We start from the raw sequence: 26,791 nt of genomic DNA on the forward strand, positions 1-26,791 counted from the left end.
AGTGACCGCTGATATGCGGACGCAATGACGACGAGATCCTTGCCGGAGCTTCCGGTATCCGCCGTGCTGCCGGCCCTGAGCCAGGCGCTCGGCTCCGGCAACAGCGCCGTCCTGGTGGCGCCGCCCGGCGCCGGCAAGACGACGCTGGTGCCGCTGGCGCTGCTCGATGCGCCCTGGCTGGTCGCCGGCAAGATCGTCCTGCTCGAACCGCGCCGCCTCGCCGCCCGCGCCGCCGCCCGCCGCATGGCGGAATTGCTTGGCGAAGAGCCCGGCGCCACCGTCGGCTATGCCCTGCGCATGGAAAACCGCACGTCGGCACGGACCAGAATTCTCGTCGTTACCGAAGGCGTGCTGGCGCGCATGATCCTCGACGATCCGGAGTTGCCCGGCGTCTCGGCGGTGATTTTCGACGAATTCCACGAGCGCTCGCTCGACGGCGATTTCGGCCTGGCGCTGGCGCTCGACGTGCAGGGCGCGCTGCGGCCGGATTTGCGGCTGCTGGTGATGTCGGCAACGCTCGATGGCGCGCGCGTCGCGAAACTCCTGTCCGGCGCCCCGGTGATCGAAAGCCAAGGCCGTGCGTTCCCCGTCGATGTCAGATACGACGAACGGCCGGCCGGCGTTCCCGTCGAAGACGCCATGGCCAAGGCTATCCGCTCCACCCTTGCCGAGGAGAGCGGCAGCGTGCTCGCCTTCCTGCCCGGCCAGCGCGAGATCGAGCGCACCGCCGAGCGGCTGCAGGGCCGCCTCGGCGCCGACACCGACATCGTGCCGCTCTACGGCCAGCTCGACAACACGGCGCAGGACGCCGCGATCAAGCCGGCGCCGCCCGGTCGCCGCAAGGTGGTGCTGGCGACGTCGATCGCCGAGACCTCGATTACCATCGACGGCGTGCGCGTCGTCATCGATTCCGGCCTGTCGCGGCTGCCGCGCTACGAGCCGGCGAGCGGCCTGACCCGGCTGGAGACGGTGCGTGTTTCCAGGGCGTCGGCCGATCAACGCGCCGGTCGCGCCGGACGCACGCAGCCAGGTGTCGCCATTCGGCTGTGGCGGGCCGAGCAGACGGCGGCCCTTCCCGCGTTCACCCCGCCCGAGATTCTGGAAGCCGATCTGTCCGGGTTGCTGCTCGATTGCGCCGCCTTCGGCGTCGCCGATCCCGCAAGTCTCTCCTTCCTCGATCCGCCGCCCATTCCCGCGCTTAACGAGGCGCGGGCGCTGCTCACGGCGCTGCACGCCATCGACGCGGCCGGACGGCTGACGGAGGCAGGCGGCGCGATGCGCAAGCTGGCGCTGCCCGTGCGGCTCGCACACATGGTCGCTGAAGCCGCTGGCGGCGGCCACGCGCTCGAAGCTGCGATGCTAGCCGTCCTGCTCACCGAGCGTGGCCTTGGCGGCGACGGCGCCGACCTCGAACGGCGCCTGATGCGCTTCCGCACGGAAAAGTCACCGCGCGCCGTTGCGGCAAGGCAGCTTGCCGGGCGATTGGCGAAGCAGGCGGGCGGCGCCAAGAGCAGCGAAACCGCTTCTGCCGGTCTTCTCCTCATCCACGCCTGGCCGGACCGTGTCGCCAGAGCGCGCGGCGAGCGCGGGCGTTTCGTGCTCGCCAACGGCTCCGGCGCCATGCTCGACGCCGCCGATCCGCTGGCCGGTGAGACCTGGCTGGTCGTCGCCGATCTGCAAGGCAAGGCGCAAAATGCCCGCATCACGGCGGCGGCAGCCGTCGACGAGGCCGACATCCGCGCCGCACTCTCCGACAGGATCGAGACTCGCCGCGAGACAAGCTTCGACCGCGAGCGGCGCGCGGTGCGCGTGCGCGAGACCGCCAGGCTCGGCGCCATCACTTTGTCGGAGCGCATGCTGCCCGCACCAACTGGAACAGACGCCGACCGCGCCATCCTGGATGCCTTGCGCGAGCACGGCCTGTCGCTGCTGGAATGGGGCAAGGACGGCGAGACGCTGCGCCAACGGCTTGGCTGGCTGCATCGCGGCCTCGGCGCGCCTTGGCCCGATGTTTCGGAAGCCGCCCTGCTCGAACGCCTCGACGACTGGCTGCTGCCGTTCCTGTCGGGCAAGGCGTCCTTCGCCGCCATCGAACCCGGCGTGCTGTCGTCAGGCCTGATGGCGCTGGTGCCGCATGATTTGCAGCGCAAGATCGGCACACTGGCGCCGACCCATTTCGACGCGCCGTCCGGCAGCCATGTGCCGATCCGCTATGACGGCGAATGGCCGGTGCTGGCGATCCGCGTGCAGGAACTGTTCGGCCTTGACCGCCATCCGGCAATCGCCAACGGCACCGTGCCGCTAACGCTTGAGCTGTTGTCGCCGGCGCACCGGCCGATCCAGACGACGCGTGACTTGCCTGGCTTCTGGCGCGGCTCCTGGGCCGATGTGCGCACCGACATGCGCGGCCGCTATCCCCGCCATGTCTGGCCGGAAAATCCGCTGCTCGCTGCGGCCACCGCCCGCGCCAAACCGCGAGGGACCTAGCGCTCGTCCTTTCCCGGCTATAATCCTTGGCCATGATCAACATCCTGCACGCGCCAGACTTCCAGCAAAGCCAGCGGCTGCGCCTCAACACGCTGATCCGGCTGCGCTGGCTGGCCATTGTCGGCCAGAGCCTGACGGTGCTGGTCGTCGCCTATGGGCTCAAATTCCCGCTGCCGGTCAGCCTCTGCTTCGCGCTGGTCGCCTGCTCGGCCTGGCTCAACCTGGTGCTGACCTTCCGCTATCCGGCAGCGCACCGGCTGACCCCGTTCTCAGCCTTTTTCATCCTGACCTTCGACAGCCTGCAGCTTGCCGGCCTGCTCTATTTGACCGGCGGCCTCACCAACCCGTTCTCGGTGCTGATGACCGTGCCCGTCGTCATCTCGGCGGCGTCGCTGCCGCTCCGGCTGACTGCGGTGCTCGGCGCGCTGGTCATGGCGGCGGCCACGTTGCTGGTCTTCTTCCACCAGCCGCTGCCATGGTATGAGGGCGCGCCGCTGCCCATGCCGTTCATCTATGTCGCCGGGATATGGATGGCGGTGTTTTCCTCGATCGCCTTCACCGCCATCTATGCCTTCCGCGTCGCCGAGGAAGCTCGCCTGCTCGCCAATGCGCTTGCCGCCACCGAACTGGTGTTGCAGCGCGAGCAGCATCTGTCGGCGCTCGATGGCCTCGCCGCCGCCGCCGCGCACGAACTCGGCACGCCGCTCGCCACCATCGCCCTTGTCTCCAAGGAAATGGAGAAGGCGCTGGGTAACGATCCGAAATATGGTGAGGATGTGAAGCTGTTGCGGTCGCAGAGCGAGCGCTGCCGCGAGATCCTGAAGCGGCTGACCAGCCTGTCCTCCGAGGGCGAGGCGCATCTGTCGCGTCTGCCGCTGACCTCGCTGGTCGAGGAGGTGACGGCGCCGCACCGCGATTTCGGCATCTCGATCAAGCTTCGGCCGGGCGAGCGCGTCGGCCCCGAACCGGTGGGACGGCGCAACCCCGGCGTCATCTACGGCCTCGGCAATCTGGTCGAGAACGCCGTCGACTTCGCCCGCAAGACCGTCACCGTGCGCTGGAGCTGGGACGAGCTCGACGTCACCTTCTCGATCATCGACGACGGGCCGGGCTTTCCGCCCGAAATCATCGATCGCATCGGCGAGCCCTATATGTCGACACGCCAGGGCAACGAGGCCGGCGGTGGCCTGGGTCTCGGGCTGTTCATCGCCAAGACCTTGCTCGAACGCTCCGGCGCCACGCTCGATTTCCGCAATTCGAGCGGACTGGGCGAAGGCGCGATCGTGCAGATATCGTGGCCGCGCACGGTCTTCCTCAACCCGGAATCGGTGGGGATCTCGATGTTCGACACCGCGTAAAAGCCTTGGCGGAGGCGGCAAAATTGGACAATGGCGTTCAGGAACTATATCTGCGTAAAATTAAGGCAGCAGGATTTTTTGAGATAATGACTGGCGAAGAAGCAATTGGCGCAATGGTCGAAGGCGAGGACACCTCGCTGCTCATCGTCGACGACGACAAGCCGTTCCTGACGCGGCTGGCCCGCGCCATGGAAACCAGGGGTTTCGTGGTCGAGACGGCCGAGAGCGTTGAGGAGGCAGTGGCCAAGGCGCGCGCCCACCCGCCGGCCTATGCGGTGGTCGACATGCGGCTTGGCGACGGCAACGGCCTCGACGTCGTCGCCGCCATCCGCGAGAAGCGCGACGATGCCCGCACCGTCATCCTCACCGGCTACGGCAACATTGCCACCGCGGTGACCGCGGTGAAGCTCGGCGCCATCGACTATCTGTCGAAGCCGGCTGACGCCGACGACGTGTTTGCAGCGCTCACCCGCACCGCCGGCGAGCGCGCCGCCCCCCCGGAAAATCCGATGTCGGCCGACCGCGTGCGCTGGGAACACATCCAGCGCGTCTACGAAATGTGCGACCGCAACGTGTCGGAAACCGCGCGCCGGCTCAACATGCATCGCCGCACGCTGCAGCGCATACTCGCCAAGCGCGCACCACGCTGAGGTTCACGCGCCGGTGGCGCCGGCGGCCAATTGCCGAACCTCAGCGCTGCCCCTCACCTGCCTGCCGGCATCCTCTCCCCGTATAGAGACGGGGGAGAGGGGCGCTCTCATCGCCGGTTTCGCCAATCGCCGGCGTTGCAGGAGACGACGGCGAGGCTGAAGCTGCCTCTTTCTCCCCGTCGCTATGTGGGGAGTTGAGGAATGGTCCGCGAAGCGGACGAAAAGCCAACTGCTTGGCTTTTCGAATGACGAACGTCCGGCAGGACAATGAGGGGCGGCGCCAACGCTGGAAACAGTTGCGCTTGCCGTGCCATCGACCTTTGCCCATCATCGGCAACAACGCCGCCGGAAAACCCGGCAACGGAGCACAGATGCGCGACAAGCAGCCGAAATCCATCCTTCGCGAATTCCTCGATGGCGAGGCGGCGGGCGGCATCATCCTGATGGTTGCGGCAGCCCTTGCGCTGATCGTCGCCAATTCACCATTGGCCGAAACCTATTTCGCCGCTCTCCACGCCTATCTCGGCCCGCTCAGCGTGTCGCACTGGATCAATGATGGGCTGATGGCGGTGTTCTTCCTGCTGGTCGGCCTCGAGATCAAGCGCGAGATGCTCGACGGTCAGCTCTCGACCTGGCCGCGCCGCGTGCTGCCGGGCGTCGCCGCCGCCGGCGGCATGCTGGTTCCCGCGCTGGTCTATGTCGCCATCAACCGCAACAACGCCGCCGCGCTCTCCGGCTGGGCGATCCCGACCGCCACCGATATCGCCTTTGCGCTCGGCGTACTGTCGCTGCTCGGCAACCGCGTGCCGGCGTCGCTCAAGATATTTCTCACCGCGCTCGCCATCATCGACGATCTCGGCGCCGTCATCATCATCGCCATCTTCTACACAAGCGGCCTGTCGCTGGCCTATCTCGGTGCGGCCTTCGCCGTCATCGCGGTGCTCATCGTGCTCAACCGCATGCGGGTGACGAGGCTGACGCCTTACCTCGTGCTCGGCGCCGTGCTGTGGGTGCTCGTGCTGAAATCGGGTGTGCATGCGACGCTGGCCGGCGTGGCGCTGGCGCTCACCATTCCGCTGAAAACTTCTCCCGGCAGCGGGCACGATCTCGACCATTCGCCGCTGCACCGGTTGGAGCACGGCCTGCACAAGATCGTGCCGTTCTTCGTCATCCCGATTTTCGGCTTTGCCAATGCCGGCGTGTCGCTGGCCGGCCTCAGCGCCTCTGCCCTGGTCGAGCCGCTGACGCTCGGCGTTGCCGCCGGCCTGGTGCTGGGCAAGCTGGCCGGCGTCTTCGGCTCCTCGGCGCTGGCGATCCGGCTCGGCTTCGCCGACCTGCCGGTCAATGCCGGCTGGCTGCACATGATCGGCATTTCGCTGCTCTGCGGCATCGGCTTCACCATGAGCCTGTTCATCGGCCTGCTCGCCTTCGCCAACGACATGGCGCTGCAGGACGCCGTCAAGGTCGGCATCCTGGCGGGGTCCTTCGTTGCAGCGCTGCTGGGTGCCGCCGTGCTCCTGATGGCGCCGGCGGCAGGGGTGGAGGAGGTGGTGGAGTAGGTGTTCTTGGGTTCCTCGCCCCCGCAAAGCGGGGCGAGGAACTTGAGCTTCGTCTACTCGCTCTCTCCCGCCAGCGCCGGCACCGCCACCCCCGCCAGTTCCGCCGCCAGCAGCCGCGCCGCACCCGCCCGTGCGATGCGCAGCATCAGCGCCTTGCGCGTTGCCGCCGCCATCCGGTGCTCGGGCGCATCGCGCAGAATCTCGGCGCCGTAGCCGTCGGAGAGGATGAAGCCGCATTCCTCGGGGAAGATCTCCGATGGCACGCCCGGATGGGTGGCGAAGAAGAAGCGGTCGGAGTGCAGCCGGTAGTCAGGCCATTTGCGGTCGACGCGGAAATCCTCGATCGAGGATTTGACCTCGATGATCCAGATATCGCCCTGCCGGGTCAGCGCCACAAGGTCGGCGCGCCGCCCGGTGGCCAGCGACAGTTCGGGCAGCACATGCATGCCCATTTGCATCAACAGCCTCTGCACGCCGCGCCGCACCAGCATGGCGCGTTCGGACTGGCGGCCGTCGATGAGGGGATTGAGGGGAATCGGCGAAATGATCGGCATGGCACCCACCATGCCAGATTTTGTTCACGGTTTGAACCCTGTGTGACCATGGCGATCGTATGGTTGACAAACCCATAGGCGAATTTTCTCTCGCAATGATAAGAAGCACGGTCCTTGGCACGAGGGGAGACACCATGGGGTTTTTGGGATTCATCAACCGGCTTTTCCCCGCGACCGAAGAGTTGCGCCGGTACTCAGCGATCGCGGGTCCCTATTCATTCATGTTTCTGGTGAAGCGCATCTCAGCCGAAAACCGGAAATTCGTACGCTTCCGCCTCAGCCATATGGGGGAGCGGTCCAGGATAGTTACACATTCAGCTCGAGGAGTTCGGTTCCCTCGTTGATGCCGTCCTGAAGACAAAGGCAGAGCTAGATGACCCACTGCTCACGAGCGCTACCCAGCCGTAGGGGAATGGCGGCAATTATACGGTTGACAGAACTGAGGCTACGACTTGATCCGAGCGCCTTCCGCGATCGCACCATATCTGTATCGGCGCGGTCTGGTATTGCTCCGGAACGCCCCTGCGTCCGCCGATCAACTTCCGTTCTTAGCTATAAGGCGGCCGGACTAAAGTCTTGCGCCGGGAGCGCAAAGGTCTGATGTAACCGCTTTGGTTCCGTTCTTGTCCCTTGGACGTTCCCGTATTTTAGTCAGTCGAGATACTACCTATATGGCCGAAGCCGGCCTGTTCTCGAGCAGCGCAGCCCCCGCAATGTCATCCAAAATCGGGCAATCCGGCCGGTCGTCACCATGGCAGGCCTGGATCAGCGTCTGCAAGGTCGTGCGCATCGATTGCAGCTCGCGCACCTTTTCCTCGATGGCGCTCACATGGGCGGCGGCAATCTCGCGCACATCGTGGCTGGCGCGGCTGCGATCGCGGTAGAGCGCCATCAACTGGCGGCAATCGTCGATTGAAAAGCCGAGGTTGCGAGCGCGGCGCAGGAAGGCCAGCCGATGAATGTCGTCGCTGGAATAATCGCGGTAGCCATTGCCGGCGCGCGCCGGGGCGATCAGGCCGATCTCTTCATAGTAGCGGATGGTCTTGGCCGGCAGGCCGGACCGCGCCGCGGCGTCGCCTACATTCATTGTGATTCCTCGATGTGGTTCCCTGATTCTAGGCTATCCGACAGGACCGACCATTGTTTTTCCTTCACAATCCCGTGAGTCCTGTTGCCGAAATGCCATAGTTGACGGCTTACCGGCACGTAAGCTCCTGCATATAGGCATCGCGCGCTTGGCAAGCAAAGCAAATGCCAGCATGAATGATTTCAGGAAAAGCGGCCGTAACGTGTCGCGACATCTTGGCGGGGCATCGGACCATTTCATGCGCATGAAGTCATTTGCAATCGTCGCCGCACTTGCGTTGTCGGCCGCGATCTCGGGTTGCAGCACGATCGGCTCGCAGCTGTTCACCAACAACTACGGTTCGGTGAACGATGCAGGCTACCAACTGCCGCGCATCCCGATCGAGAGGGTGCCGCTGAAGTACCACCGGCAAGAGGTAAACTACGACACCTCGGAAAAGCCGGGCACCATTGTCGTCGATACTCAGAACAAGTTTCTCTACTTCGTCGAAGGCGACGGCCGGGCGATCCGCTACGGGATCGGCGTCGGCCGCGAAGGCTTTGAATGGCACGGCACCGCCCATATCGCGCTGAAGCGCGAATGGCCTACCTGGACGCCGCCGCGGCAGATGATCCAGCGCCAGCCGGAGCTCGCGAAGTTCGCGAGCGGCATGGAGCCGGGCTTGAAGAACCCGCTCGGCGCGCGCGCCATGTATCTGTTCAACAAGGGCGGCGACATGGGCTACCGCCTGCACGGCAGTCCGGAATGGAATTCGATCGGCAAGGCGATGTCGTCAGGCTGCATCCGGCTGATGAACCAGGACATCATCGACCTCTACGACCGCACGTCGGTCGGCGCCAAGGTCATCGTGATGTAGGACCTTGATCCGGAACCGAGGTCCACGAAAGCGAAAAGTGGAACCGGTTTTCGGGAAGATCATGGTCAAGATAGGCGTTACCCTTCGTACGCGGACCGTCTAGGCAACAACGGACGTCCAAAACAGAAAACCGGGCAATCTGGCCCGGTTTTTTGTTGCTCGCTCGAATGCGTGAAGGGGTCTTAGGAGACCTGCTCGACCTGCTGTACTTCCGGCACGAAGTGGCGGAGCAGGTTCTGGATGCCGTGCTTCAGCGTCGCCGTCGAGGACGGGCAGCCGGCGCAGGCGCCCTTCATGTGCAGGAACACGGTGCCGTTCTCGAAGCCGCGGAAGGTGATGTCGCCGCCATCCTGGGCAACCGCCGGGCGCACCCTGGTGTCGAGCAATTCCTTGATGGTGATGACCAGTTGCTCATCGGCCTTGTCGTAGAATTCGCCGGTCTGGCTGGTCTCGGCGGCGGGGCCGGCGTTGACCATGACGGGCGCGCCCGACATGAAATGCTCCATGATGGCGCCGAGGATGGCCGGCTTCAGGTGCTGCCAGTCCGGGCCGTCCTTGGTCACGGTGATGAAGTCATAGCCGAAGAAGACGCCGGTCACGCCGGGGATCTCGAACAGGCGGCCGGCCAGCGGCGAGGCGCTGGCTGCACTGTCGGCGTCGCGGAAATCGGCGGTGCCTTCGACAAGCACTTCCTTGCCGGGCAGGAACTTCAGCGTTGCCGGGTTCGGCGTCGATTCGGTCTGGATGAACATGGCCGTCTCCGTGCCCCAGTCGGGCAGCTAGTTTGGAATAGTTCTAAATAGGCTCAATCGGCTGTACATTCAAGCGAAACGCATCGCTCAAAATGGCTGGCTGGCGGAATGTTTTTGCTGGCTGGGAAGGAATCCCGCGCGGGCTATAAATCCAGGATCGTGATGTTATCCGAACCGCTTCACACTTTCCGGCATCACTCTCTATGCGAGGCTGTCGATCTCCTCGTCGGACAGGTTCTGCGGCACCACTGTGACCGGAATAGGGAAGGCGGCGCCCTTGCCGGCAACAGCCCCGACCAGCGGCCCGGGTCCTTCCTTGCCGGCACCTGCCGCCAGCACCAGGATGGCGATGTCCTGGTCTTCCTCGATCAGCTTGTGGATCTCTTCGGTCGGCTTGCCTTCGCGCACCACCATCTCGGGCTCGATGCCGAGCTTCTGGCGCACCTTGTTGGCGTAGCCGTCGAGTGCCGCGCGCGCCGTGGCGTTGGCTTCCTCGCGCATGATCTTCTCGACGCCCAGCCAGTGCTGAAAGTCGTCCGGTGTGATGATGTAGAGCAGCACCAGCGTGCCGCTGGTGCTCTGCGCCCGCTTGGAGGCGTAGGCGACGGCGCGCTCGCACTCGGGCGTGTCGTCGATGATCGTCAGGAATTTCCTGCGATGGCCGGCTTCGCGACTGAGGCGTTTGGAGACCATGTCTATCTACTCGGTGTTTCGGCCGCAATCTGCCACCGCGACAGACCGGCGGCAAGCCGCCGGCCTTGGGCCAGAATGGTGCGGTGCACTGACGGTAGGATCAGCCCTGCAACAGGCCGATAATGTCGCGTACCGTCTTCATCGTGGTCTCAGCCAGCGCGCCGGCGCGTTCGCCGCCCTCTCTCAGCACCGCGTCGACATAGGCGCGGTCGCCCTCGATACGGCGCATCTCGCCGGCGATCGGCGCCAGTTTTTCCACGGCAAGGTCGGCAAGCGCCGGCTTGAACACGGAAAACTGCTGGCCGCCGAATTCCTTCAGCACGTCCGCCTTCGACATCTCGGCCAGCCCGGCATAGATGCCGACCAGGTTTTCCGCTTCCGGGCGGCTTTCCAGTCCGTCGGCTTCGCTTGGCAACGCTTCCGGGTCGGTCTTGGCCTTGCGGATCTTCTTCGAGATGGTGTCGGCATCGTCGGTCAAATTGATGCGCGACAGGTCGGACGGGTCCGACTTCGACATTTTCTTCGAACCGTCGCGCAGGCTCATGATGCGCGCCGCCGGCCCGCCGATCACCGGTTCGGTTATCGGGAAGAACCCGTTTACCGTCTCCTCGCCAACCTGCATCTCGACGCCGACGCCAAGACTGGCGATGCGGCTCGAAAAATCATTATTGAACTTTTGCGCGATGTCGCGGGTCAGCTCCAGATGCTGCTTTTGGTCCTCGCCCACCGGCACATGGGTCGCGCGGTAGAGCAGGATGTCGGCCGCCATCAGCGAGGGATAGGCAAGCAGGCCCAGCGAGGCGTTCTCGCGGTCCTTGCCGGCCTTGTCCTTAAACTGCGTCATCTTGTTCATCCAGCCGATGCGCGCCACGCAATTGAAGATCCAGGCAAGCTCGGCATGCTGCATCACCCGCGACTGGTTGAAGACGATGTGCTTCTTCGGGTCGATGCCGGAGGCAAGGAAGGCCGCGGTAATCGAGCGGGTCTGGTCGGCGAGGTCGTCATGGACGAGTTGTGCCGTCAGCGAATGCAGGTCGACGACGCAATAGATGCAGTCTGACGTGTCCTGCAGGGCGACGAATTTCTTGATGGCGCCGAGATAGTTGCCGAGATGCAGATTGCCGGTCGGCTGTACCCCGGAAAAGACGAGCTGTTTGAAGGCGGTCATGGGTTCCTCATGGCTTGTGGAGGGCCGTATAAGCGTGATTCCGAAAAGTTGCAGACTTTTCGGAGCCAATCACGCGGCTGGAAACCACGCGCGGCGAAAGTCTTGCGACGGCGCGCTTATGGACGAAGGGGCGGAGAGGATCAAGACCGGTGTTGCTGTTAGCTCGCCCGGACTATTCGTCCAGATCGGCCTTTGGCGCGGGCGCCGCTGCCTTGCCCGAGCCGCGTTTCACATTGCGCCGGATCATTCCGAAATCGGCGCCGCCGGTGGCGAAAGCCGTGACGAAGTAGAGCAGCGCCCCGCCGGCTACCAATGAGAGAAGCGTCACGGCCTTGATCACCAGTGGCGAGCCGGGGCCGAGCCTGACGGCCAGCCAGTGCTCGGCGAAATAGAGCGCCACCGCCATCACCGCAGCCGACAGCACCAGGCGCGGAATGCGCTTCAGCAATGGCACGTCGCGGCCCCAATGGCCGCGTCGGATCAGCACGGCGAGCAGCATCACAGCGTTGACCCAGCCGGCCACGGCCGAGGCCACCGCAATGCCGGGCGCGCCCATTTTCGGGAACAGCGTCAGCGCGGTGATCACGTTCACGCCGACCGAGATGGCGGCGAACATCATCGGCGTGCGCGTGTCCTCGCGGGCGAAATAGCCGGGAGTGAAAGCCTTGATCAGCACGAAGGCCGGCAGGCCGAGGCCAAAGATCGCCAGGATTGCGGCCACTGTCGGCGTCGAGCCGTTGGCGGCGAAGGCGCCGCGCTCATAGACCAGCCGCACGATCGGCTCCGCCATCACCCACAGTGCCGCCGCCGCCGGCAAGGTCATGAACAGGGTGAACTCGACCGAGCGGTTCTGCAGATTGGCCGCCTCGACCAGATTGCCCGATTTCAGCGCCCGCGACAGCTCCGGCAACAGCACGATGGCCACCGCGACGCCGACGACGCCGAGCGGCAGCTGGTAGATGCGGTCGGCGTAAGCAAGCGAGGACACGGCGCTGTCCTGCGCCGACGCGATCGCCGTGCCGATCAGCTGGTTGATCTGGGTGATGCCGCCGGTGATCGCCGCCGGCAGCGCCAGGATCAGCAGGCGCTTGACGTTGGGCGTCATCTTCGGCCGGCGAAAGCCGATGGCGATGCCGGCATTGCGCACCGCCACCCAGACGATGGCAAGCTGCACCAGCCCCGCCGCCAGCACGCCCCAGGACAGGCTGAAACCGACCTCACGGGCATCCATGCCGTGGTACCAGGCGTAGCCGAGCACGCTGATCAGGATGATGTTGAGGAAAGCCGGCGCCACGGCAGCCGCGAAATAGCGGCGCAGCGAATTCAGCATGCCGGCCATCATCGCTGCGAGCGACATGCAGATGAGATACGGGAACATGATCGTCGCCAGCAGGACGGTCGTCTCGAATTTGCCCGGCGTGTCGGCAAAACCCGGCGCCACGAGATAGCGCACGATCAGCGGCATCGCCAATTCCATGACGATGGTCAGCGCCAGAAGTGCGGTGAACAGGACGCCGAACACTTCCTCCGAAAAGCGCTTGGCGCCGTCGGTGCCGTGGGTCTCGATCTCCTTGGCAAACAGCGGCACGAAGGCGGCGTTGAAGGCGCCTTCGGCAAACAGCCGGCGAAACGTGTTTGGAAACTGGAAGGCGGCGTTGAAGGCGTCCGCCACCGGCCCGGTGCCGAGTGCGGCAGCCATCAGCATCTCGCGGCCAAAGCCAAGGGCGCGGCTCATCAGCGTGCCGGACGCAACCGTGGCGAATTTCTTGACGAGGCTCATGCGCGGGGAGATTGCCTGGATGATTGGGACAAAGGGGATGATTGGGACAAAGGGGGTGATTGGGACAAAGTGATGGTCACTCGGCCGCCGCCTTGGCCTTGCCGCCGCGCTCTGGGACAACGCCTTCAAGCGCCGCGATCAGCCTGGCGTGGATGGTGGCGGTGCGTGCTGGGTTGTCGATCTTCTGCCCCGTAAGGTCGGTGACATAGAAAGTGTCGATCACCTTCTCGCCGAAGGTGGTGATGTGAGCCGAGGCGATGTCGAGCGAGAGATCGGACAACGCACTGGTGATTTCCGACAACAGCCCAGGCCGGTCCAGTCCCTCGACCTCGATCACCGAAAACCGGTTCGACAGCGTGTTGCGGATTTCGGCGCGCGGCGGAATCTTGAACACCTTGGCGCCGCGCCGCGGCCGGGTGCGCTTCTCGATCATCTCCGGCAGCCAGCTCTTGCCCGACAGCACGTCCTCGATCAGCCGGCCGACGCGCTCGGCGCGACGGCGCTCATCCTCATCGCGGTCGAATTCCCGTGAGATCAGGATGATGTCCAGCGCGCGGCCGTCGGACGTGGTGAAGATCTGCGCGTCGACGATGTTGCCGCCGGCGCCGGCACAGGCGCCGGCAATAACCGAAAGCAGGCGCGGATGGTCCTGCGCCAGCACGGTGATCTCGGTCACCGCCTCGAATTGGTGGGTCCTGACCACGGTGGCGAGCTTCTTGCCTGCCGCGTCGGCTTCGCGAATGAATTCGGCATGGCGCAGCTGATCGGGGAGGTCGACCGTCAGCAGATAGTTCTCGTAATGCAGGCCGACATAGCGCTTGCGGGCCTTGTCCGGCCAATCGGCCAGCGCCTCGGCCAGCCGCTCGCGCGCCGCCGCCGTCCGCTTGGCGCGCGACACTTCCGAGAAGCCGCCGGTCAAAAGCAGTTCGGTCTCGTAGTAGAGCGTGCGCAGGAGCTGGCCCTTCCAGCCGTTCCACACGCCCGGCCCGACACCCCTGATGTCGCAGACGGTCAGGATCAACAGCATTTTTAGCCGCTCAACCGATTGCACGATCGAGGCGAAATCCTCGATCGTCTTGCGGTCGTTGAGGTCGCGCGTCTGCGCCGTCATCGACATCACCAGATGGTTCTCGACCAGCCAGGCGACTGTCTCGGTGTCGGCCGCCGACAGCCCCATATGCGGGCAGATGCGGCGCGCGATCCGGGCGCCGGCCTCTGAGTGATCCTCCGGCCGGCCCTTGGCGATGTCGTGCAGCAGCACCGCGACATAGAGCGCCTCGCGGCTCTTCTCTAGCCCCGGCATCAGCGTGTGCGAGAGCGGATGCACCTTTTCGCCGTCGCCGCGCTCGATCTCGGCCAAGACGCCGATGCAGCGGATCAGGTGCTCGTCCACCGTATAGTGGTGGTACATCGAGAACTGCATCATGGCGACTATTCTGCCGAAATCGGGGATCAGCCTGCCGAGCAGGCCGGCCTCGTTCATGCGCCGCAAATTAAGCTCGGCATTGCGGTCCGAGGTCAGGATGTCGAGGAACAGCCGGTTGGCCTCCTCGTCGCGCCGCAGCGACTTGTTGACCAGACCGAGCGAGCGGGTGAGCAGCTTCAGCGCATCGGGATGGAACTCCAGCCCGTGCTTGTCGGCGAACCAGAACAGCCTGAGCAGATTGACCGGGTCGCGCTCGAACACGCTGTCGTCGGCGACGTTGATGCGGTGATTGTCGACAATGAAGTCCGACGTGCCTGCCAGCTTGCGCTTGCGGCGCTGGAAGGTGAGGAAGATGCGGTTGAAGCCGGGCACATGCTTGGCCTGCTCTTCCTCGAGCGCGGCGCAGAAGATGCGGGTGAGGTCGCCGACATCCTTGGCGACGAGGAAGTAATGCTTCATGAAGCGCTCGACCGCCGACAGACCGGGATGGGTGGTGTAGCCCAGCCGTTCGGCGATCTCGCGCTGGATATCGAAATGCAGCCGTTCCTCTGGCTTGCCGGTGAGGAAATGCATGTGGCAGCGCACCGCCCACAGGAAGTCTTCGGCCTTCTGGAATTCGCGGTACTCGGCCTCGGTGAAGACACCTTTCTCGACCAATTCCTCGCCGGTGCGCACGCGATAGAAGTATTTGGCGATCCAGAACAGCGTCTGCAAATCGCGCAGGCCGCCCTTGCCGTCCTTGACGTTGGGCTCGACCAGATAGCGGCTTTCGCCGGCCTTGGCATGGCGATCGTCGCGTTCGGCGAGCTTGGCCTGCACATATTCCGGTCCGGTGGTGCGCACCACTTCATGGTCGAAGCGAGCGAGCAATTCGTCGAAGAGCTTCTGTTCGCCCCACAGGAACCGCGCTTCCAGGATCGTGGTGCGGATGGTGATATCGCTGCGCGACAGCCTGAGACACTCGTCGATGTTGCGGGTGGCGTGGCCAACCTTCAACCCGAGGTCCCACAGCATATAGAGCATATATTCGACGATCTGTTCGCCCCACGGCGTCTGCTTGTAGGGCAGCAGGAACAACAGGTCGATGTCGGAGCCCGGCGCCAGCGTGCCGCGGCCATAGCCGCCGACGGCGACGACCGCCATGCGCTCTGCGGTCGAGGGGCTTTTCACCCGGTAGACGTGGGTCGCGGCGAACTCGTAGAGGGCGCGGATGATCTCGTCCATCAGATGCGACAGCCGGGCGGCGCAGGCCGTGCCGCTGCCATCGTCCATCAGCATGCGCTCGGCAACCTTGCGGCCCTCGGTCAGCCGATCCTTCAGCAGCCGGAGCGCACCGACGCGCGCGCCGGGCTCGATGCCGCTGGCCGCCGAGATCAGCGCCGTCATGTCGCGGCGCAAAGCCTCGCTGTCGATCAGCGCGTCGAGCTTGAGGGAGATTTTTGCCATGGATTGCCGGTGGGCCTCGCCTTTGCGCGGCGTCTATAGCGCGTTTTCACGGCGCTGTGTATGGGGCGGACGGACGCGTCGGCCGCGATACCAGAAAGGGATGATCATCTCGCGCCGGAGCCGGAAGAGATCGGCGATCTGCCGCGTCAACCGCCTGGTCTCGATCCTTACCTTGGCGGTGATTGGCCTGGGGCGCCGTTTACCTATCCCGCTTGCCACCCATTCCTCTGTTCGCTCCTGCTTGAGCAGGCTTGGCAATCTCACCGGACTGTCGCCGAGGAATTGTGCCTGCAGGCACAATGCTGGGACGAGTTGGTAAATGACCTTGTCGGACGAGGTAGCAAAACGCGGATTGAAGATGAGGTGATCGACGGGAATGCTGATCTCATTCGTTGCCGCAAGAAGGTCCCGCGCGGCCTGTCTGGACAGGATGTATCCCGCCGTACCGATATGGAGCCCGTGCAGTCTGCTCGCAGAAAAACCGTGGCCGCAGGCAACTTGCTTGCGTGAAATTACGGTCCGGTTGAAGAACGTTTCCAACTTGACGATGTCCGCATCGGCGGGAATCCAGCCCGCATCGGCAAGCAAAGCGCCGGCTTTGTCCGGGAAAACGACATCGTCCTCGAAAATCGCCGCGTAAGCATCCTCACCTGCAGCGATCGTCGACCAACACTGTTGGTGGCTGAGCAGGCAGGCAATCTCGGCGTCGGCCAGGCGCAAATGCTTCTTGCCCTGCGGCATTTCGGCCAGATCCGGCCGATCTCGCGCATCGATGGCGGCGACCCGCTCGAAGGCGATGCCGATGCGCGCGAACTCCGCCGTTACATGGGCGAGGCGATCGCGGGACCGATCGAGATTGATAATCAGGCATTTCATTTGGGTGGGATCGATGCAGTGGGACGCGCGTCCATAGCATGGGAACAAAGTTGCGTAAGCGATTTTCCCTCGATGTGCGCGATGACGGCCACGATCGAAAAGTGGAAATCGCCCCTTGACCTTCCAGTTACTGGAAGCACTACCTCCTCACCCAGACAGATATAAGGCACTTTTCGATGGCGCATTCCGAGCATCACCACCACGCGCACGCGGCCGATGGCAACTGCTGTACGGCAAAGGCTGCTGAGCCGGCCGCCGAAGCAGTGGTGCGCGATCCGGTCTGCGGCATGAGCGTCGATCCGGCAGCCGGTAAGCCGACGGCCGAGCATGGCGGCCGTCTCTTTCACTTCTGCAGCGAGGGTTGCCGTACGAAATTCGTCGCCGGGCCCGAAAAATACCTGACCGCCACCGACCCCGTCTGTGGCATGAGTGTCGACCGCGCTACCGCCAGGCATTTTTTCCGCCACGAAGGCCAGGGTTTCTATTTCTGCTCGGCCGGCTGCCGGGCGAAGTTCGAGGCCGAGCCGCAAAACTATCTCGGTGACAGGCCGACGCCGTCGCCAGTGCGGAAAGGCACGCAATACACCTGCCCGATGCATCCCGAAGTGATAAGAGACAAGCCCGGCTCCTGCCCGATCTGCGGCATGGCGCTTGAGCCGATGGGCGTTCCCACTGGCGATGAGGGCCCGAACCCCGAACTGGTAGACTTCACCAGACGGTTCTGGGTCAGCGCGGTGCTGTCCCTGCCGCTGCTGATCGTTGCCATGGCGCCGATGCTCGGCCTGACGTTCCAGGCGTTTGTCGACGGGCGAACGATGGTCTGGCTGGAATTGGCGCTGGCCAGCCCCGTCGTGCTGTGGGCGGCCTTCCCGTTCTTCCACCGAGGCTGGGAGTCGCTGGTCAACCGCAGCCCCAATATGTGGACGCTGATTTCGCTCGGTGTCGGCGCTGCCTATCTCTACAGCGTGGCGGCCACTCTGTTCCCGGACATTTTTCCACACCAGTTCCGCGGTCATGGCGGCACAGTGCCGGTCTATTTCGAGGCAGCCGCCGTCATCGTCGCGCTGGTATTCCTCGGTCAGGTGCTCGAATTGCGGGCGCGCGAAAAGACCGGCTCGGCCATCCGTGCGCTGCTCGACCTGGCGCCGAAGACGGCACGGCTGATCGGGGAGGACGGCTCCGACACCGACGTGCCGCTCGTTGCGGTCAAGACCGGCGACCACCTACGCCTCCGTCCGGGCGACGCCGTGCCGGTCGACGGCACTGTAACGGAAGGCCGTTCCTCCATCGACGAATCGATGATCTCGGGCGAGCCGCTGCCGGTCGAAAAAACGAAAGGCGATGCCTTGACCGGCGGCACGCTCAACAAGAACGGTTCGCTGATCATGCGCGCCGAAAAGGTCGGCTCCGAAACGACGCTTTCGCGCATCGTCGAGCTGGTCGCAAAGGCGCAGCGTTCGCGCGCGCCGATTCAAGGTTTAGCCGATCGCGTCTCCTTCTACTTCGTGCCGGCCGTCGTGCTGGTCGCGCTCATGGCCTTTGCCGCCTGGGCGATCTTCGGTCCCGAACCCAGCTTGATCTTTGCCATCGTCTCGGCGGTCTCGGTGCTGATCATCGCCTGCCCCTGCGCGCTCGGCCTGGCGACGCCGATGTCGATCATGACTGCCACCGGGCGCGGGGCGCACGCGGGCGTGCTGATCAAGGACGCGGCCGCGCTCGAGCGCTTCGCTTCGGTCGACACGTTGATCGTCGACAAGACCGGCACCTTGACCGAAGGCAAGCCTCGCTTGACCGATGTCGTCGCTGCCGAAGGCCTGTCTGAGAATGAATTGCTGGCGCTCGCCGCCGGCCTGGAAAAAGGCTCGGAGCATCCGCTGGCCGAGGCCATTGTCGGCGGCGCCGGCGAACGCGGCCTGACGCTCGTTGAGGCCGGCGGCTTCGACGCCGTCACCGGCAAGGGCGTATCCGGCACGGTGTCTGGCAGGAAGGTTTCGCTCGGCAACGCCGCCATGATGGCCGATGTCGGCATCGACACCGCTTCCCTGTCGGCCAGGGCCGAGGCGCTGCAGGCAGAAGGCAAGACGGCGATGTTCGTTGCGGTGGACAAAAAACTGGCCGGCATTGTCGCGGTCGCCGATCCGGTCAAGGCAACGACAGCCGAGGCGATCAGGGCGCTGCACGACAGAGGCTTGCGGATCATCATGGCGACCGGCGACAATGAATGCACGGCGCGCGCCATCGCCAAAAGCCTTGGCATTGACGAGGTGCGCGCCGGCCTGCTGCCGGAACAAAAGGCAGCCCTTGTCGAGGAGTTGCGTGCGAAAGGTGCCGGCGTAGCCATGGCCGGCGACGGCGTCAACGATGCGCCGGCCCTGGCCAGCGCCGATGTCGGCATCGCCATGGGCACCGGCGCCGATGTCGCTGTCGAGAGCGCCGGCATTACGCTGGTCAAGGGCGATCTCAACGGCATCGTCAGGGCCCGAACGCTCGCCCAGGGGACGATCCGCAACATCCGCCAGAATCTGTTTTTCGCCTTCCTCTACAATGTGCTTGGCGTGCCGGTTGCCGCCGGCGTGCTCTATCCGCTCACCGGCACGCTTTTGTCGCCGATGCTGGCGGCGGCGGCCATGAGCCTGTCTTCGGTTTCGGTCATCGCCAACGCATTGCGGCTGCGGACGTTGAAACTCTGAGCAAAGCCCCCAGATACGAATATCAATCAACAGGAGATCATGGATGACCTTGGCTAAGAAGATCGTGCTTTTGATGATGGCGGCGGGAATGCTGCTTGCCGTTTTCCTCGAAAGCGTCCCGGCGCAATCCGAAGAGATGAAACACGACATGGGCGCGATGGGCGCGCAAGGTCCTTCGACCGACGGCTACAAGGCGGCGATGGACAAGATGCACACCGACATGATGATCGAATATTCCGGCAATGCCGATGTCGATTTCGTGCGCGGCATGATCCCGCATCATCGGGGCGCGATCGACATGGCCAAGGTGGAACTCGCCAATGGCAAGGATCCCGAAATCCGCAAGCTGGCCGAAGATGTCATCGCCGCGCAGGAAGCCGAGATCGCCAAGATGCAGGCCTGGCTCGCCGCCCATCCGGCGAAGTAAGGCAGCAACGGCCATGCCGGAGAGATTCATTCTGGATTTCTCTCCGTGCTTGTGATGCCATTCGCATCGATTACACGGCGCCAGGAGCCCACATGCCATCGACGATAAGAGCCACCACACTGCCTTCGGGCGAGGCCGTCCAGGTGCTGGGACAGGGCACATGGAAGATGGGCGAGGATTCCCGCCGCCGCGCCGGCGAGGTCAATGCCCTGAAGCTCGGGCTGGACCTCGGCATCACGTTGATCGACACCGCTGAAATGTATGCCAGCGGCGGCGCCGAGGAGGTGGTGGCGGAAGCCATTGCCGGGCGCCGCGACGAACTCTTTCTTGTCTCCAAGGTGCTGCCGTCCAATGCCTCGCGCACCGGCGTGGCGCGGGCCTGCGAAAACAGCTTGAAGCGCCTGCGCACCGACCGCATCGATCTCTATCTCCTGCACTGGCCGGGCAGTGTGCCTCTATCTGAAACCGTCGAGGCGTTCGAGGCGCTGAAGGAGGCCGGCAAGATACGCCACTGGGGTGTCAGCAATTTCGACACCGACGAGATGGAGGAGTTGACCGGCCTGTCGTCTGGCGATCATGTCCAGACCAACCAGGTGCTCTACAATCTGTCGCGGCGCGGCCCCGAATTCGATCTCGCACCGTGGAGCCGGCAGCGCGGCATCCCGCTGATGGCCTATTCGCCGGTCGAGCAGGGCGCGCTGGCGCGCAATTCCAGGCTGGAAACCATCGCCGCCCGCCACAACGCCACGGCAGCACAGATCGCGCTTGCCTGGGTGATAGCGCAGCCCGGTGTCATCGCCATTCCGAAGGCGAGCAGCCACGACCATGTCCGCCAGAATGTCGCCGCGCTCGATATCAGGCTGACGGCCGAAGACCTCGCCGAACTCGACCGCGCCTTTCCACCGCCGACGCGCAAGCGCGGGCTGGAGATGATCTGAATTGATTGCGGTTGGTCAGACTGGCCGTCTACTTGCTGCCCAGTCGTAGGTTTTCGATCTCGCGCGCTGCGTTTCGCACATCGCGGACACCGACAAAGCTCACTGTGGTTGTGGTTGGTTCGTCGCCCGTATCAACCGTTTCCCGGCGAAAGGTAATCGATCCTCTACCGTTCGAGCGTTCGTTTCGCTCAATGGTGTTTATGGCATTAGGGGCCATGGCGAGGACATGCCGCCACCACAAATCGCTGATGATAAGGATTCGACGGTCGGTCACGGCGTAGACCGTTCGCCATACAGCCAAAGTATTCCAGACGGCATTGCCGAGCAGGCATAGTCCAAAGCCAATAGCGACAAACCACGTGATCAGCGAGAGTGAATTCCACCCAATGTGCTTAAGGAATGGTTCGCTTAGAGCGCTGAGGAGGAGTGGAGTACAGAAACAGGTCAAGGCGATTGCAAAAATAATCGGAAATAACTGGGTCCGAAGCATACCCATAAAGGATGGAGATCCAGTCCAGCGCACGGTTTCTCCAGGTTGCAATTCAGTCTTGACGACCTCGTGCGGAGTCCAAATCATGTGGGGCAGTATCCTCACGGCAATGCTTCATGAGATCGCGCCATTTGCCTTCCCAATTTTGTTATAGATGGGCCTAGGAGGTGGCAATGAACAACTCGCATTCTGAATGCCAGACGCCCATGCAATTGGCTAGGTGGTTTCCAGCGCCGCCCGCGCTCGTTGCAGGGCGCGGGAAAACACTGCCGTGTCGTCGAAGGCGCGTGCCAGCGTGAGCGCGCCCTGGATGGCGCCGACCGCTTCTTCGGCGAGTTCGTCCGCCCTGGCAGCGCTGTGCCCGCTTCGGGTCAGCGCTTCGGCAAGATGCGCCACCCAGCGGCCGAAATAGCTTTTGATCGCGATGGCGAAGAGGTCGCGGGATTCGTCCAGCGCAAAGGCGCCGATCAGGCACACCCGGCGCCCCGACCGGAAATAGCTCTCCGTCGCTTCGAACATCCGATCGATGCCCGTACGAGGGTCGGCCCTGTCCTGCAACGGCACGAAGACATTCTCCTCGAACCAGCCATCTATATGGGCAATGACAGCCGCCGCCATCTCTTCCTTGCCGCCGGGGAAGAAGTGGTAAAGGCTGCCTTTGCCTAGGCCGGTCGCCGCACCGATCCGCGCCAGGCTCGCCCCTTCATAGCCGTGTTCGCGGAAAACCTCGCCGATGATGGAGAGCAAATCGGCGCGATCGGGCGCGATCCTGCGCATGCGCTAGTTTTTCCGCTTGAGCATGATCTTTGCCGAAAACCGCGACACAGCTCTAGGGATCATATTCTAAAGTCCGAGTTCGGACAGGCCGGGATGGTCGTCCGGCCGGCGGCCGAGCGGCCAGTGATATTTGCGCTCACCCTCGGCGATCGGCAGGTCGTTGATGCTGGCGACGCGCCTACGCATCAGCCCGGCCGCGTCGAATTCCCAATTCTCATTGCCGTAGGAGCGGAACCAGTGGCCACTGTCGTCGCGCCATTCATAGGCAAAGCGCACCGCGATGCGGTTGTCGTTCCAGGTCCAGACCTCCTTGATCAGGCGGTAGTCGAGCTCGCGAGCCCATTTGCGCGTGAGGAAGGAGACTATCTCATTTCTGCCCGAGACGAACTCGGCGCGGTTGCGCCAGGTGCTGTCCTGCGTATAGGCGAGCGAAACCCGTTCGGGATCGCGGCTGTTCCAGGCGTCTTCGGCAAGCCGAGCCTTCTGCGCGGCGGTCTCGGCGGTGAAGGGCGGCAGCGGCGGACGGCTCATGTTATTCTCGCATCGGCAAAGGCGATGGCGAGCATTGTACCAATCGGTACAATTGGTCAAGGCCGAAATCGGGCTAGGTTTTCCCCGCCAGCCCCTTCAGCCGGTAGAGCGCTTCCAGCGCCTCGCGCGGCGTCATCTCGTCTGGATTGATCTCACCCAGCGCTGCGCCCAATGCGTCGCTCTTCGCAGGCTTTGCCGCTTCCCGCTTCATTGCCACCGAAAACAGCGGCAGATCGTCGACCAGTCGGTTGGCCTTGCCGGAGACATCGCCTTCCTCGAGCTGATGCAGCACCTCTTTGGCGCGGCCGACCACCGCTTCCGGCAGACCGGCAAGGCGAGCGACCTGAACGCCATAGGAGCGATCGGCGGCACCCTTGCCGACCTCGTGCAGGAAGACGACGTCGCCTTCCCATTCCTTGACCCGCATGGTGACGTTGGAAAGGCGCGGCAGTTTGCCGGACAGCGCCGTCATCTCGTGGAAATGGGTGGCAAAGATCGCCCGGCAGCGGTTCTTCTCGTGCAGGTACTCGACCGCCGCCCAGGCGATCGACAGGCCATCGAAAGTGGCGGTGCCGCGGCCGATTTCGTCGAGGATCACCAGCGCCCGCTCACCGGCCTGGTTGAGGATCGCCGCCGTCTCGACCATCTCGACCATAAAGGTGGAGCGGCCACGCGCCAGATCGTCCGAGGCGCCGACGCGCGAGAACAACCGGTCGACGACGCCGATATGGGCCGATGTCGCCGGCACGAAGGAACCGGTTTGGGCGAGGATGGCGATCAGTGCGTTTTGCCGCAGGAAGGTCGACTTACCGCCCATATTCGGACCGGTGAGCAGCCAGATCGCGCCGGCCTTGGCCCCGTCTTGCGGCGACAGATCGCAATCATTGGCGACGAACGGCCCTTCGCCCGAACGCCGCAGCGCCTGTTCCACCACAGGATGGCGCCCGCCCGAAATGTCGAAGGCAAGGCTGGAATCGACCAGCGGCCGGCACCAGGCTTCGCTCTCCGACAACAGCGCGAGCGCCGCCGACACGTCGAGCACGGCGAGCGCATCGGCGCCGGCGCGGATCTTCTGCGCCTCGCCGACCGCCTCAGCCGTCAGCGTATCGAAAGCGGCAAGCTCGATGCTCAGCGCCCGGTCGGCGGCATTGGCGATTTTGGTCTCGAGTTCGGCAAGTTCGGTCGTGGTGAAACGCATGGCATTGGCCATGGTCTGGCGGTGGATGAAGCGCGTCTTGGCGCCGTCGCTTCCGGTCATGATTGAATGGTGGTTGGCCGTCACCTCGATGTAATAGCCCAGCACATTGTTGTGGCGGATTTTCAGCGAGCGGATGCCGGTCTCCTCGATCAGCGAGCGCTCCAGTCCGGCGATCACCTTGCGCGATTCGTCGCGCAGCGCCCGCATTTCGTCGAGCTCGGCATGGTAGCCGCCGCGCACGAAGCCGCCGTCGCGCCTGAGCAGCGGCAGTTCCTCGCCAAGAGCCTGGGCCAGATGCTTGGCCAGCGCACGCGGCAGCGCCTTTATCGCGGCAAGTGCTTCCGTCAATTCATGGGGCAGCGCTGTTGCGGCGAGGATTTCGGCAATGGCGCCCGCCGCTTCAAAGCCGGCACGCAGCGCGCCGAGGTCGCGCGGGCCGCCGCGGTTGAGCGCCAACCGCGACAGCGCTCGCGGCATGTCGGCGACGCTCTTCAGGCTTGACCGCACCGCCTGGCAGAGCCGCGTCTCGGCGCGGAAGAACGATACCGAATCAAGCCGGGCAGCAATCGCCGCCGGATCGGTCAGCGGCGCCATCAGCCGGTCGGCGAGCAGCCTGGCGCCGCCGCCGGTGACCGTGCGGTCTATAGCCTTGAACAGCGAGCCGTCGCGGCTGCCCGACAGCGTGCGCAACAGTTCCAGATTGCCGCGTGTCGCAGGATCGATGAACAGCGTCGAGCCCTGCTCCTCGCGTTCGGGACGCGACAAAGGCGGCCGCTCGGCCTTCTGCGTCTTTTCGACGTAGGCGATGGCGCCCGAGACCGCCGACAATTCGGCGCGCGAGAAGGCACCGAAACTGTCAGGCGTCGCCACTTCGAAGAAGCGCGCGATCCGCCCCGCTGCCGAAGCCGAATCGAAAAGCGACGGCGGCTGCGGGCTGGCGACGCGGCCGATGACGTCGAACACCGGCTTCAGCTCGGGATCGTAAAACACCGGCTCGGCGACGATCAGCTCGCGCGGGTCGACGCGGAAGACATCGGCCAGCAGGCGGTCGGCCGTGGTTTCGGCGACGCGGAAGACGCCGGTCGAGATCTCGATCCAGGCCAGGGCGAAGGCGTCACCGCTGTTGCCGCCCTTCACCCGCCCTAGCGCCATCAGGAAGCTCGATTCCGACGGCGCCAGCAATTTGTCCTCGGTGATGGTGCCGGGCGTCACCAGCCGCACCACGTCACGGCGTACGACCGATTTGCCGCCGCGCTTCCTGGCTTCCGCCGGGTCCTCGATCTGCTCGCAGACGGCGACGCGGAAACCCTGGCCGATCAGCTTCTGCAGATAGTCGTCGGCCGCATGCACCGGCACGCCGCACATCGGAATGTCATGGCCCTGGTGCTTGCCGCGCTTGGTCAGGACGATGCCCAGCGCGCGGCTCGCCTTCTCGGCATCGTCGAAGAACAGCTCGTAAAAATCGCCCATGCGGTAGAACAGCAGCGAGTCCGGGTTCGCCGCCTTGATCTCGATATATTGCTCCATCATCGGCGTGACGCTGCCGACGGGCGCAGGCGGTGTCACCTCGGGGGCGTCGGTTTCTGCTGAAGTGTGCATGTTCATGCCCGCACGCTAGCAGATGTGGGTGCGGGGTTTAATGCCGGCGGCCCGAAAAGCAGGGGACGACCGGCCTCGACGGCGGCTTGTGCTCCCTCTACGCCGGGTGAAGCCGTTGGTTGCTTCGGGCGCCAACCAGACCCTATGATCGCCATGGCGGGGATAAGCGGCATGGATCAGGACAAACAGGAGGCGTTCGAAGAGCTGGTCGGTCCGGCTGGATCGGCGCTTGAGCGCCTGCTGCTGTTGGCGGCGCGGCGCGTCCACCGCACCAAAAGCAAGCTTAGGGGGACAGTGCGCAAGCGCGTCCCCTTCCTCCTGCCGACACGGGGACCGCTGTCCGATCTCGATAGCGGCATCGAGATGTCGCTGCATGTGCTCAGCCGCGACCCGCTGGTGCTCTATGTCCCGATTGGCGGAGCCCGTCCGCTCTATCCGCTGGCGGCCCTTGGCCGGCGCCTGGCGGGACGGCGCGTCACCTTCCTGACGATGCAGACCTGGACCATGGAGCGGCCGGCTGTCATCGCCCGGATGGGCCGCGATCTCGCCTGGTATGCCGGCCGGTTTCCGCTGCACGAAATCATCTTCCTGTGCAACACCGAGGAAGAGCGCCGTCTCATCGCAGCTGCGGGCGGCAATGCCATCTTCTCCAACCACAATCTGATGGTGTCGGAGGATATATTCCGGCCGCTGCCGGACGTGCCGGTCGAATTCGACGCGGTCTACAATGGCCGCATCTCGCCGATCAAACGCCATCACCTGGCCTTCGACATAGAGCGGCTGGCCCACATCACCTATTCGATCGGCGAATTGCCGCCGGTTGCCGCCCGCGCCTTTGTTCGGCGACTGCAGGCGCGTTCGCCGCTCCACCAGATCGCCAATCCGCTCGTCGACGGCTGGCCGGGCAAGCTGACGGCGCAACAGGTCAACCGCGTCTACAACCAGGCCGCCGTCGGGCTGTGCCTGTCGGCCGTGGAAGGATCGATGTACTCCTCGATGGAATATCTGATGGCCGGCCTGCCGATCGTCAGTACGCCGAGCCTTGGCGGTCGCGACGTCTATTTCGATCCGGATTATTGCATCGTCGCCGATCCGGAACCGGCTGCCATTCGCCGCGCGGTCGAGACGCTGCGAGATCGTGCCATACCGCGTCAGCACATCCGCCGCCGCACGCTGGAGAAGGTTCACGCCCAGCGCATCGAACTCATGGCGTTCCTGACTGCATTGCTGCGGCGCAAGGGAAGTCGTGCGCCACCCATCGAGACGTGGCCTTTCCCCGGCACAGACGGCATGATGCGACGGGGAACGGTGCGCGAAATCGCTGCTTTCGTCAGCGAGCCAGAGCCGACGTGACGTCATCCGACCCTCGGGAGATTTCGCTGCGGGCGTGAAGATCGCTTGGCGATTTACAGCGGTGGCGTGTAGCCTTGATCCAGAAGTTTCAAAAAC

21 protein-coding genes are annotated in these 26,791 nt (G+C 64.3%); 9 read left to right on the top strand and 12 right to left on the bottom strand.

Annotated features, from left to right (window positions below):
• The first annotated feature begins 24 nt into the window (after window positions 1–24).
• The 4 genes from hrpB (at window position 25) to nhaA (ending at window position 6,054) form a co-directional block, all read left to right on the top strand.
• Entirely contained in the window at window positions 25–2,487 is a 2,463-nt protein-coding gene (gene hrpB / locus X751_RS146005) for an ATP-dependent helicase HrpB (RefSeq protein WP_023745214.1), read from the top strand.
• Between the two features lie 32 nt (window positions 2,488–2,519).
• Entirely contained in the window at window positions 2,520–3,845 is a 1,326-nt protein-coding gene (locus X751_RS146000) for an ActS/PrrB/RegB family redox-sensitive histidine kinase (RefSeq protein WP_023685147.1), read from the top strand.
• Window positions 3,846–3,931: 86 nt separating this feature from the next.
• Window positions 3,932–4,495 carry an ActR/PrrA/RegA family redox response regulator transcription factor gene (locus X751_RS145995; RefSeq protein ID WP_023672848.1) on the top strand — a complete coding sequence of 188 codons (564 nt, stop codon included), beginning with the start codon at window positions 3,932–3,934 and terminating at the stop codon, window positions 4,493–4,495.
• Between the two features lie 371 nt (window positions 4,496–4,866).
• Complete coding sequence (nhaA, locus tag X751_RS145990; protein WP_023732524.1) at window positions 4,867–6,054, top strand: Na+/H+ antiporter NhaA; 1,188 nt, start codon at window positions 4,867–4,869, stop codon at window positions 6,052–6,054.
• 53 nt (window positions 6,055–6,107) lie between these two features.
• Here nhaA and X751_RS145985 read toward each other — a convergent pair whose 3' ends face one another.
• Window positions 6,108–6,608 carry an MmcB family DNA repair protein gene (locus tag X751_RS145985; protein WP_023692665.1) on the bottom strand — a complete coding sequence of 167 codons (501 nt, stop codon included), beginning with the start codon at window positions 6,606–6,608 and terminating at the stop codon, window positions 6,108–6,110.
• Between the two features lie 667 nt (window positions 6,609–7,275).
• Window positions 7,276–7,695, bottom strand: coding sequence for a Cu(I)-responsive transcriptional regulator (gene cueR, locus X751_RS145975; RefSeq protein ID WP_023703112.1), 420 nt, complete (start codon window positions 7,693–7,695; stop codon window positions 7,276–7,278).
• 238 nt (window positions 7,696–7,933) lie between these two features.
• Here cueR and X751_RS145970 point away from each other — a divergent pair, with 238 nt between their 5' ends.
• Window positions 7,934–8,551, top strand: a complete 618-nt coding sequence (locus tag X751_RS145970; protein WP_023692663.1) for a L,D-transpeptidase — start codon at window positions 7,934–7,936, stop codon at window positions 8,549–8,551.
• A 182-nt stretch (window positions 8,552–8,733) separates the two neighbouring features.
• On the opposite strand, the gene X751_RS145965 is transcribed toward X751_RS145970, so the two are convergent.
• The 6 genes from X751_RS145965 to X751_RS145940 all read right to left on the bottom strand — a co-directional run bounded on the left by X751_RS145965 (window position 8,734) and on the right by X751_RS145940 (window position 16,692).
• Window positions 8,734–9,303 carry a NifU family protein gene (locus X751_RS145965; protein WP_023685140.1) on the bottom strand — a complete coding sequence of 190 codons (570 nt, stop codon included), beginning with the start codon at window positions 9,301–9,303 and terminating at the stop codon, window positions 8,734–8,736.
• Between the two features lie 201 nt (window positions 9,304–9,504).
• Window positions 9,505–9,996: a universal stress protein gene (locus X751_RS145960; protein ID WP_023672856.1), complete on the bottom strand. Its 492-nt coding sequence runs from the start codon at window positions 9,994–9,996 to the stop codon at window positions 9,505–9,507.
• 100 nt (window positions 9,997–10,096) lie between these two features.
• Window positions 10,097–11,164 (bottom strand): tryptophan--tRNA ligase, encoded by a 1,068-nt coding sequence (gene trpS, locus X751_RS145955; RefSeq protein ID WP_023745216.1) that lies wholly within the window; start codon window positions 11,162–11,164, stop codon window positions 10,097–10,099.
• 172 nt (window positions 11,165–11,336) lie between these two features.
• Window positions 11,337–12,944, bottom strand: a complete 1,608-nt coding sequence (murJ, locus tag X751_RS145950; RefSeq protein ID WP_023745217.1) for a murein biosynthesis integral membrane protein MurJ — start codon at window positions 12,942–12,944, stop codon at window positions 11,337–11,339.
• Window positions 12,945–13,020: 76 nt separating this feature from the next.
• Entirely contained in the window at window positions 13,021–15,816 is a 2,796-nt protein-coding gene (locus tag X751_RS145945; protein WP_023715570.1) for a [protein-PII] uridylyltransferase, read from the bottom strand.
• Window positions 15,817–15,849: 33 nt separating this feature from the next.
• Window positions 15,850–16,692 (bottom strand): glycosyltransferase family 25 protein, encoded by an 843-nt coding sequence (locus X751_RS145940; protein WP_023690024.1) that lies wholly within the window; start codon window positions 16,690–16,692, stop codon window positions 15,850–15,852.
• Between the two features lie 176 nt (window positions 16,693–16,868).
• Between X751_RS145940 and X751_RS145935 the strand changes: the two genes are divergently transcribed.
• The 3 genes from X751_RS145935 (at window position 16,869) to X751_RS145925 (ending at window position 20,747) form a co-directional block, all read left to right on the top strand.
• Window positions 16,869–19,382 (top strand): heavy metal translocating P-type ATPase, encoded by a 2,514-nt coding sequence (locus X751_RS145935; protein WP_023692659.1) that lies wholly within the window; start codon window positions 16,869–16,871, stop codon window positions 19,380–19,382.
• 43 nt (window positions 19,383–19,425) lie between these two features.
• Window positions 19,426–19,809, top strand: a complete 384-nt coding sequence (locus tag X751_RS145930; protein ID WP_023685134.1) for a DUF305 domain-containing protein — start codon at window positions 19,426–19,428, stop codon at window positions 19,807–19,809.
• Window positions 19,810–19,901: 92 nt separating this feature from the next.
• A complete protein-coding gene (locus X751_RS145925) occupies window positions 19,902–20,747 on the top strand; it encodes an aldo/keto reductase (protein ID WP_023745218.1) in 846 nt (281 codons plus the stop codon).
• A gap of 28 nt (window positions 20,748–20,775) precedes the next feature.
• Here the strand turns inward: X751_RS145925 and X751_RS1000000164810 are convergent, their stop codons facing one another.
• The 4 genes from X751_RS1000000164810 to mutS all read right to left on the bottom strand — a co-directional run bounded on the left by X751_RS1000000164810 (window position 20,776) and on the right by mutS (window position 25,348).
• Window positions 20,776–21,324: a hypothetical protein gene (locus tag X751_RS1000000164810; protein WP_023690027.1), complete on the bottom strand. Its 549-nt coding sequence runs from the start codon at window positions 21,322–21,324 to the stop codon at window positions 20,776–20,778.
• Window positions 21,325–21,453: 129 nt separating this feature from the next.
• On the bottom strand, window positions 21,454–22,014 hold the full coding sequence (locus X751_RS145920; RefSeq protein WP_023745220.1) for a TetR/AcrR family transcriptional regulator: 561 nt from the start codon (window positions 22,012–22,014) through the stop codon (window positions 21,454–21,456).
• Between the two features lie 66 nt (window positions 22,015–22,080).
• On the bottom strand, window positions 22,081–22,545 hold the full coding sequence (locus X751_RS145915) for a nuclear transport factor 2 family protein (RefSeq protein ID WP_023729603.1): 465 nt from the start codon (window positions 22,543–22,545) through the stop codon (window positions 22,081–22,083).
• A gap of 73 nt (window positions 22,546–22,618) precedes the next feature.
• Entirely contained in the window at window positions 22,619–25,348 is a 2,730-nt protein-coding gene (gene mutS, locus X751_RS145910) for a DNA mismatch repair protein MutS (RefSeq protein ID WP_023745221.1), read from the bottom strand.
• Window positions 25,349–25,513: 165 nt separating this feature from the next.
• Here mutS and X751_RS145905 point away from each other — a divergent pair, with 165 nt between their 5' ends.
• Window positions 25,514–26,695, top strand: a complete 1,182-nt coding sequence (locus X751_RS145905; RefSeq protein ID WP_032892959.1) for a glycosyltransferase — start codon at window positions 25,514–25,516, stop codon at window positions 26,693–26,695.
• Window positions 26,696–26,791: the final 96 nt, after the last annotated feature.

This window comes from Mesorhizobium sp. LNJC394B00 (genome assembly GCF_000502555.1).
GTDB lineage: Bacteria > Pseudomonadota > Alphaproteobacteria > Rhizobiales > Rhizobiaceae > Mesorhizobium.